Annotated in this window: 9 protein-coding genes; all 9 read left to right on the forward strand. The window is 74.4% G+C overall.

All coding sequences use genetic code 11. The annotated features are described in order from the left end of the window. The first annotated feature begins 3 nt into the window (after nt 1-3). Nucleotides 4-1,200 carry an isochorismate synthase gene (locus G5C65_RS04905; protein ID WP_165297362.1) on the forward strand — a complete coding sequence of 399 codons (1,197 nt, stop codon included), beginning with the start codon at nt 4-6 and terminating at the stop codon, nt 1,198-1,200. Further along, complete coding sequence (locus G5C65_RS04910) at nt 1,197-2,804, forward strand: AMP-binding protein (RefSeq protein WP_165297363.1); 1,608 nt, start codon at nt 1,197-1,199, stop codon at nt 2,802-2,804. The genes G5C65_RS04905 and G5C65_RS04910 overlap by 4 nt, the downstream gene beginning before the upstream one ends. Nucleotides 2,805-2,830: 26 nt before the next feature. Further along, on the forward strand, nt 2,831-3,499 hold the full coding sequence (locus tag G5C65_RS04915) for an isochorismatase family protein (protein WP_338146236.1): 669 nt from the start codon (nt 2,831-2,833) through the stop codon (nt 3,497-3,499). Continuing rightward, nucleotides 3,496-3,735: a phosphopantetheine-binding protein gene (locus G5C65_RS04920; RefSeq protein ID WP_165297364.1), complete on the forward strand. Its 240-nt coding sequence runs from the start codon at nt 3,496-3,498 to the stop codon at nt 3,733-3,735. Before G5C65_RS04915 ends, G5C65_RS04920 begins: the two co-directional genes overlap by 4 nt. Further along, a complete protein-coding gene (locus G5C65_RS04925; RefSeq protein WP_165297365.1) occupies nt 3,732-4,583 on the forward strand; it encodes an SIP domain-containing protein in 852 nt (283 codons plus the stop codon). The genes G5C65_RS04920 and G5C65_RS04925 overlap by 4 nt, the downstream gene beginning before the upstream one ends. Before the next feature lie 41 nt (nt 4,584-4,624). Further along, entirely contained in the window at nt 4,625-5,632 is a 1,008-nt protein-coding gene (locus tag G5C65_RS04930; RefSeq protein WP_165297366.1) for an ABC transporter substrate-binding protein, read from the forward strand. Continuing rightward, nucleotides 5,629-6,651 carry an iron chelate uptake ABC transporter family permease subunit gene (locus G5C65_RS04935; protein ID WP_165297367.1) on the forward strand — a complete coding sequence of 341 codons (1,023 nt, stop codon included), beginning with the start codon at nt 5,629-5,631 and terminating at the stop codon, nt 6,649-6,651. The genes G5C65_RS04930 and G5C65_RS04935 overlap by 4 nt, the downstream gene beginning before the upstream one ends. Before the next feature lie 74 nt (nt 6,652-6,725). Continuing rightward, nucleotides 6,726-7,655, forward strand: a complete 930-nt coding sequence (locus G5C65_RS04940; RefSeq protein WP_165297370.1) for a FecCD family ABC transporter permease — start codon at nt 6,726-6,728, stop codon at nt 7,653-7,655. Then, a partial coding sequence (locus G5C65_RS04945) for an ATP-binding cassette domain-containing protein (RefSeq protein WP_165297368.1) occupies nt 7,652-8,432 on the forward strand: 781 nt, incomplete at its 3' end. The genes G5C65_RS04940 and G5C65_RS04945, both read left to right, overlap by 4 nt.

Genomic DNA, 8,432 nt, shown 5'->3' on the forward strand with positions numbered 1-8,432 from the left:
GACATGTCCATATCCGCACTGGAGCGCCCCAGACCTGTGCACCGGGCGGCCGATCTGCTGGCCGCCTACCTGCCCGGCTCGTTCTACTTCTCCTCGGCACGCGGCGCGCTGCTCGCCGACGGCGAGCACGCCCGGGTCCGGGCAGGGAACGGTGCGCACGCCCTTGCCGCCGCCGACGCCCTCGACGCGGCCGCGGCGGCGGGGATACCCGAGCCCGTCGTCGCCGGCGCCGTCGGATTCCACCCGGCAGCCCAGGCCGCCCTGCTGGTGCCTTCCGTGGTACGGCGCGCGGATGCCCCCACGGACGTACGGGCGCCGGGAGCCGAGTCGGGGACGGTGCGGACGGTGACCCCGCGCCCCGGGACCGCACAGTACACCGACGGCGTCCGCCGGGCGCTGGAGCGGATCGGCCGCGGCGACCTGAGCAAGGTCGTGCTGGCCCGCTGTCTGGAGCTCACCGCCGAGGCGCCGGTGTGGGTGCCCGCGCTGCTGGCCCGTCTGGTGGGGGCGGACCCGGCCGCCTACGCGTTCGCCGCCGATGTCACCGCGCCCGGCGATCCCGCCCCGCGCACGCTGGTCGGGGCGAGCCCCGAACTGCTGGTGTCCCGGCGCGGCGCGACGGTGGTGGCCAACCCGCTGGCCGGCTCGGCCCCCCGGTCGGGTGACGAGGCGCTCGACCGCGAACGGATCGCGCGGCTGCGGGAGTCGGCGAAGGACCTCGCCGAACACGCCTACACCACCGCACAGGTGGCCGAGGTACTCGGCCGGTTCTGTGTCGACCTGGACGTGCCCGCGCAGCCCGAGGTGATCGGCACGCCCACGATGTGGCACCTGTCCACCCGGATCACCGGGCGGCTGGCGGCTCCGGCCGACCCGGCCTGCTCGGCGCTGGGACTGGCCGAGGCGCTGCACCCGACCCCCGCCGTGTGCGGTGCGCCCGGGACCGGGGCGCTCGCGGCCATCGCGGACCTGGAACCGGAGGACCGCGGCTACTACGCGGGCATGGTCGGCTGGACCGGGCTCGACGGGGACGGCGAGTGGGCGGTGACGATCCGCAGCGCCGAGGTGTGCGACCGGACGGTCCGGCTGTTCGCCGGGGCCGGCATCGTCGCGGACTCGGACCCCGCGGCCGAACTGGCCGAGACCTGCGCGAAGTTCCGTACGCTGCTGCGTGCCCTCGGCGCGGAGGATGTGGCGTGACCCGGGACCACGTGCCCTGGCCGCCGGCGGTCGCCGCGCGTTACCGGGCCGCGGGCCACTGGCGCGGACAGACCTTCGGGGCGCTGCTGACGTCGCTGGCCACCGCGTACGGCGACCGGACAGCCGTCGTCGGCGGGGACAGCCGGTGGAGCTTCACCGAACTGGACGAGCGGGCCCACCGGATCGCGGCGGGCCTGGCCGGGAGCGGGTTGGCCCCCGGCGACCGGGTCGTCCTGCAGCTGCCCAACATTCCGGAGTTCCTGCCGGTGGTGTTCGGGATGTGGCGCGCGGGCGTGCTGCCGGTGTTCGCGCTGCCCGCGCACCGGCACGGCGAGCTGCGGCACTTCGCCGCGCAGAGCGAGGCCGCCGCCGTCCTCACCGTCGGCGAGCACGAGCGGCACGACCACGCCGCGACAGCCCGCGCCGTCGCCTCCGAGGTGGACTCCGTGCGACGCGTGCTGGTGGTCGGATCGGAGGAGTTCGCCGACCTGGCCGCGACGGCACCGCGCGAGCTGCCCGACCCCGATCCGGAGGGCGTGGCGTTCCTGCAGCTCTCCGGCGGGAGCACCGGGCTGCCGAAGCTGATCCCGCGCACCCACGACGACTACCTCTACAGCGTCCGCGAGAGCGCCCGGATCTGCGCGCTGCGCCCGGAGAGCGTCTACCTGGCCGCGCTGCCGGTGTCGCACAACTACCCGCTGAGCTCTCCCGGGGTGCTGGGCGCGCTGCACGCGGGCGCGGCCACGGTCATGGCGCCGCGGCCGGACGCGGACACCGCCTTCCGGCTGATCGAGGCGGAACGGGTCACGATCACCGGGGTGGTGCCGCCGCTGGCCGCCGCGTGGGTGCAGGCCGCGGCCCGCACCGACCGCGACCTGTCCTCGCTGGAGGTGCTGCTGGTCGGCGGGGCCAAGTGCGGGCGGGAGCTGGCGGAGCGGATCGGCCCCGCCCTGGGCTGCCGGCTGCAGCAGGTGTTCGGGATGGCCGAGGGGCTGGTCTGCTACACCCGCCTGGACGACCCCGAGGAGACCGTGCTCGGCACCCAGGGCCGCCCCATCTCCCCCGACGACGAGATCCGCGTCGTCGACCCGGACACCGGCGCCGACGTGGCGCCGGGAGCGCCGGGCGCCCTGCTGACCCGCGGTCCCTACACGATCCGCGGCTACTACCGGGCCGAGGAGCACAACGCCACCGCGTTCACCCCGGAGGGCTTCTACCGGACCGGCGACCTGGTGCGCCGCACGCCCTCCGGGCAGATCGAGGTCGTCGGCCGGGTCAAGGAGCAGATCAACCGGGGCGGGGAGAAGGTCGCGGCCGAGGAGGTCGAGAACCACCTGATGGCGCACCCGGGCGTGCTCGACGCCGCCGTCGTCGCGGTGCCCGACCCGTACCTCGGCGAGCGGACCTGTGCCTACGTCGTGCCCGCCGCGGGCGCGTCGCCGACCGCATCGGAGCTGCGCGCGTTCGTACGCGGGCGCAGGGTGGCCGCGTTCAAGGTGCCGGACCTGGTGCAGGTCGTCGAGGAGTTCCCGGTGACCGGCGTCGGCAAGACCAGCAAGCGCGAGCTGAGGGCGGCACTGGCCGCGCTCGCACGCGAGGAGTGAAGCGAGAAGTGAAGGGAGTGATCCGTGTGTCCCTGCCGGAGATCCCGCCCTATCCCCTGCCCGCCCCCGGCGAGTTGCCCGCGGCGCGTGTGGGGTGGCGGCCCGATCCGGCCCGTGCGGCGCTGCTGATCCACGACATGCAGCGCTATTTCCTCGCCCCGTACGCCGGGGCCCCGGTGCCGGAGGTGACGGAGAACATCGCGCGGCTGGCCGGGGTCGCCCGTGAACGGGGGGTTCCGGTGTTCTACACCGCGCAGCCGGGCAGGCAGGACGCCGCGGACCGCGGGCTGCTCACCGAGTTCTGGGGCGAGGGCATCGGCGCGGTGATCGACTCCGACCCGGGAGCCGCGGACATCGTCGCCGCGCTCGCCCCGGCCGGGGCCGACACCGTGCTGGCCAAGTGGCGCTACAGCGCCTTCCAGCGCAGCACGTTCGCCGAGCAGCTGGCCGCCCTGGGCCGGGACCAGCTGCTGATCACCGGTGTGTACGCGCACATCGGCTGCCAGGCCACCGCCGTCGAGGCGTTCATGCGCGACGTCCAGCCGTTCCTGATGGCCGACGCGGTCGCCGACTTCTCGCGCGAACGCCACAGCCAGGCGTGCGCGTACGTCGCGCAGCGCTGCGGCGTCGTCACCACCACCGTCGACGCGCTGACCGCGCTGTCGGCGCCCGTCCCCGCAGGAGCCACGAGATGAGCCAGACCCTGTCGCCCGAGCGTGTCCGCGCCGACGTCGCGGAGCTGCTGGGCTGCGACCCCGACGAGATCGCGCCCGAGGAGAACCTGATGGACCGCGGACTGGACTCGGTGCGCCTCATGACGCTGGTCGAGCGCTGGCGCGCCTCAGGAGCCACCGCACTGGAGTTCCCCGACCTGGCCGAGCGGCCCGAACTGGCGCACTGGACGGCGCTGCTGACCGGTGAGGCCGCGTGACCCGGGCCGACCACCGGCACCGGCACCTGGACCGGATCGCGGAGGTCCGGGCGGGCCGCCGCGCCGAGAAGGTGGGCTACCCGGTCCGCGTCCGGGAGACCGAGGTCGTGCGCACCGCCATGGTCGGCGACGGCCTGCTGCGGGTGACCCTGGGCGGGGCGGGCACCCAGGGGTTCGAGGCCCACTCGCCGGACGAGCATGTGAAGCTGATCTTCCCGGACCCGGACGGTGCGCTGCGGCTGCCCGAGCCGAGCGGGGCGATGCTGCGCTGGCCGCGGCCGTCGCCCACCACGCGGCAGTACACCGTGCGCCGCTACGACCCGGCCGCGGGCGAGATCGACATCGATATCGTGCCGCACGACGGCGGCTTGGCGTCGGACTGGGCACGTGCGGCCCGGCCCGGCGCCACCGTCCACGTCGCGGGGCCGCCCGGCGGGCTGATCGTCCCGCACTCCTACGACCGCTATCTGCTCGCGGGCGACATCACGGCGCTGCCCGCGATCGCGCGCTGGCTGGAGGAGCTGCCCAGGACCGCGCGGGGCTGGGCGTTCGTCGAAGTCGCCGACGCGGCCCAGGAGATCGAGCTGTCCGCGCCCGAGGGCGTCGAGGTGCGCTGGCTGCACCGCGGCGACCGGCCGCCGGGCACCGGTGACGCGCTGGCGCGGGCCGTGACCGCGGTGGCGGTGCCCGGGGGCGAGCGGGTGTACGTGTGGGCCGCGGGCGAGGCGGGGCAGCTCAAGCCGCTGCGCCGCTGGGTCCGCGACGTGCTGCGGCTGGAGCGGGCCGACCACGACATCACCGGCTACTGGAAGCGCGGCGTCGCCGACTTCGACGAAGACGGCCACTGACCACCCGGCCCACCTCTACCTGAGCAACAAGGAGCATGCACATGTCCATACGCAGATCGTCGGCCCTGGCCGGCGCCCTCGCCGGTGCCCTGGCCCTGGCCCTTGCCCTGACCGGGTGCGGGTCATCCGACGACGGGACGGACTCGGCCGGGAAGGGCAAGACCCGCGTCTTCGCCGCCGACAACGGCAAGATCAAGATCCCGGCCGCGCCGAAGCGCGTCGTGGCCACCGGCTACGCCGTGCCCGCCCTGATCGAGGCCGACGCGCCGCTGGTCGGCATCTCGTCGTGGAAGCGCGGGGAGCCGATGATGGGCAAGAAGGACCTGGCCGCCTACAAGAAGCTCCCCAAGGTGGCGGGCGAGCAGGCGTCCGAGACCAACTACGAGGCCGTCGCCGAGGCCAAGCCCGACCTGATCGTCATCGGCGTGCCCGCCCCGGTGCTCGGCGACATCGACGTCAAGCGGCTGGAGTCCATCGCCCCGGTCGTGGCGATCGGCCCGACCAAGCCGTCCGCGTGGCGCACCCTCTCCCGCAAGCAGGCCGACGCCGCCGGAGCGCTCGAGCAGTTCGGCGCCGTGAAGGCCACGTACGAGGCCAGGGCCGCCGAGCTGAAGAAGAAGTACAAGGACGTGCTGCCGCAGCTCAAGCTGGGCCATGTCGGCGCCTTCGGCGAGGTCTCCAAGGGCACCTTCCAGCGCGAGTTCGGCGGTTCGTGGGGCACCAACGTCGCCGAGGACATCGGCGCGCACTACTACGGCAAGGTCAAGAAGGCCGGCAAGGGTTCGCGCGCGGTCAGCGAGTACCCGTCCGTCGAGGAGCTGCCGTCCTCGCTGGGCAAGGCCGACGCCCTCACCTACTCGGTCGAGGCCGACGGCAGCGTCCCCGAGTCGGTGAAGTACGTCATGGACTCGAAGCTGTGGAAGAACCTCCCCGCCGTCAAGGCCGGGAAGACCTTCCCGATCCGCTACACCGAGGCCGCCACCTACGGGCAGGCCATGCAGACCCTGGACGCGGTCGACAAGGCGTTCGCGCCGCTGCTGGACTCGTGACCGCCGCAGGCCGCACGCCCCGGGGAGCGGGAGCCGGACGGGCCGTCCCGAGGACCGGCCTGCTCGCCGGCGGACTGGTGCTGCTGGCGGCGGTCGCCGTGCTCAGCATCGGCATCGGCGCCCACGCCGTGCCGCCCTCCGAGGTGGTGCGGGCGCTGCTGGACTACCGGGGCACCGACGACCAGGTGATCGTCCGGGACGTCCGGGCGCCCCGCGCGCTGCTGGCCGTCGCGGTCGGCGCCGCGCTGGGGGTGGCGGGTGCGCTCATCCAGACGCTGGCCCGCAACCCGCTGGCCGAGCCCGGCATCCTCGGGGTCACCGCGGGCGCCGGGTTCGCCATCACCGTCGGCTCGGCGCTCGGCCTGGCCGCCGGGCAGGCCGGTCAGTTGGGCTTCGCGCTCATCGGCTCGGTGCTCGCGGCGCTGCTGGTCGCCGCGGTCGGGCGGCGCTCGCCGCTGCGCCTGGTGCTCACCGGCGTGGCCCTGACCGCCGTGCTGAGCGGCGTCGCGCTGGGCCTGCGGCTGATGCTCCCCGACGTCTTCGACGTGTACCGGTTCTGGTCGGTCGGATCGCTGGCGGCCCGGGAACAGGCGCCGCTGGCCCTGCCGCTGGCCGCGATCGGGGTGTCCCTGCTCGGCGCGCTGCTGCTGAGCCGGTCGCTCAACGCCCTGTCGCTGGGTGAGACCGTGGCCCACACGCTGGGCGCGGGTGTGGCGCGGGCGCGGGCCGCAGCGCTGGTGCTGATCACCGTGCTCAGCGGGGCGGCGACGGCGGTGGCCGGGCCGATCCTGTTCGTCGGGCTGATCGTGCCGCACCTCGCCCGCAAGCCCGCGGCGGGCTCGGTGCCGTGGCTGATCCTCTACACGATGGTGCTGGGGCCGATCCTGCTGCTGGTCGCCGACATCGGGTCGCGGGTGCTGCTGTCGACCGGCGAGGTGCCCGTGGCCATCGTGACCGCGTTCCTCGGCGGCCCGATGCTGATCTGGGCCGTCCGCCGCTACGGGGCGGGGGCGCTGTGAGCACGCTGGGACTCCCGTTCGGACTGCGGGCCGCACGCCGCACGGTGGTGCTCGCGGCGGTGCTGGCCGCGCTGATGCTGGGCCTGGCGCTGCTCGGCCTGTGCTACGGCGCGTCCTGGTCCAGCCCCGTCGAGGTGTTCGCCGCCCTGACCGGCGCCGAGCCCTCCGTGGTGATCCTGGAGTGGCGCCTGCCGCGGGTGCTGGCCGGCCTGGTCTTCGGCGCCGCGCTCGGCGTCGCCGGGGCGGTGTTCCAGAGCCTCACCCGCAACCCGATGGGCAGCCCGGACGTGATCGGCCTCGACGCGGGCGCCTACACCGGCGCCCTGGTCGCCCTCACCGTGCTCTCGGGCACGTCCGCGCAGCTCGCCACCGGCTCGGTGCTGGGCGGGCTGCTCGTCGCGGCCGTGATCTACCTGCTGGCGTCCGACCGGGGCTTCTCCGGGCTGCGGCTGGTGGTGATCGGAATCGCGGTCAACGCGATGGTGACCGCGCTCAACTCGTGGATCGTGCTGCGCGCCGACCTGGATGTGGCGATCGCCGCGGTCGGCTGGAGCGCGGGCTCGCTCAACGGCGTGGGCTGGGACGACCTGTGGATTCCGTTCGCGGTGATCGCCGTCCTGCTGGCGCTGCTGGCCACGCGGGCGCACGCGATGCAGCAGGCCGCGCTCGGCGACGCGATCGCGGTGGCCACGGGGGTCGGGCTGGGCCGGCTGCGGCTGCTGATGGTGCTGGTCGGCGTCGGCTGCTCGGCCACGGTGACCGCGGTGGCCGGGCCGATCGCGTTCATCGCGCTGGCCGCACCACAGATCGGCCGCAGGCTCGCGGGCACCGCCGGGGTGACGCTGCTCCCGGCCGCACTCACCGGGGCCGTGCTGCTGCAGGGGGCCGACCTCGTCGCCCAGTTGCTGCTGGCGCCGGACTCGCTGCCGGTCGGCGTGGTGAGTACGGCGATCGGCGGCTGCTATCTGATCTGGCTGCTGACCAAGGAGGTGGGGCGCGCGTGACCGCACGCCTGACCGCACGGGAGATCACCCTGCGCTACGGAGACCGGGTGGTGTCCACACGGCTGAGCCTCGACGTCCCCGACGGCGCGTTCACCGCCATCGTGGGCCCCAACGCCTGCGGGAAGTCGACCCTGCTGCGCGCGTTCGTCCGGCTGCTGCACCCCGACACCGGGCATGTGCGGCTCGACGGCCGCGAGGTCACCGGCTACCCGACCAAGGCACTGGCCAAGCTGCTCGGCTTCCTGCCGCAGGACCCGCTGGCCCCCGACGACATGAAGGTCCGTCAGCTCGTGGGCCGGGGACGGTTCCCGCACCAGTCGCTGCTGGCGACGTGGTCGGCCCGCGACGAGGAGGCCGTCACCGGGGCGATGGACGCGGCCGGTGTCGCCGACCTGGCCGACAGGCCGGTGCAGGAGCTGTCCGGCGGACAGCGGCAGCGGGTGTGGATGGCCATGGTGCTCGCCCAGGAGACGCCCTACCTGCTGCTCGACGAGCCGACGTCGTTCCTGGACATCACCCACCAGTACCAGCTCCTCGGCCTGCTGACCCGGCTGCGCAACCAGGGCCGCACGGTGATCGCCGTCCTGCACGACATCAACCAGGCGTGCCGGTTCGCCGACCACCTGGTCGCCATGAAGGACGGCCGGGTGGTCGCCGAGGGCGACCCCGCGGGCGTCGTGGACGCCGCACTGATCAAGGACGTGTTCGACCTGCCCAGCGTCATCGTCCCCGACCCCGTGACGGACACGCCGATGGTCGTCCCCACACTGCAAGGAG

Origin of the sequence: Streptomyces boncukensis, from assembly GCF_011045075.1 — a bacterium.
Classification (GTDB): domain Bacteria; phylum Actinomycetota; class Actinomycetes; order Streptomycetales; family Streptomycetaceae; genus Streptomyces; species Streptomyces boncukensis.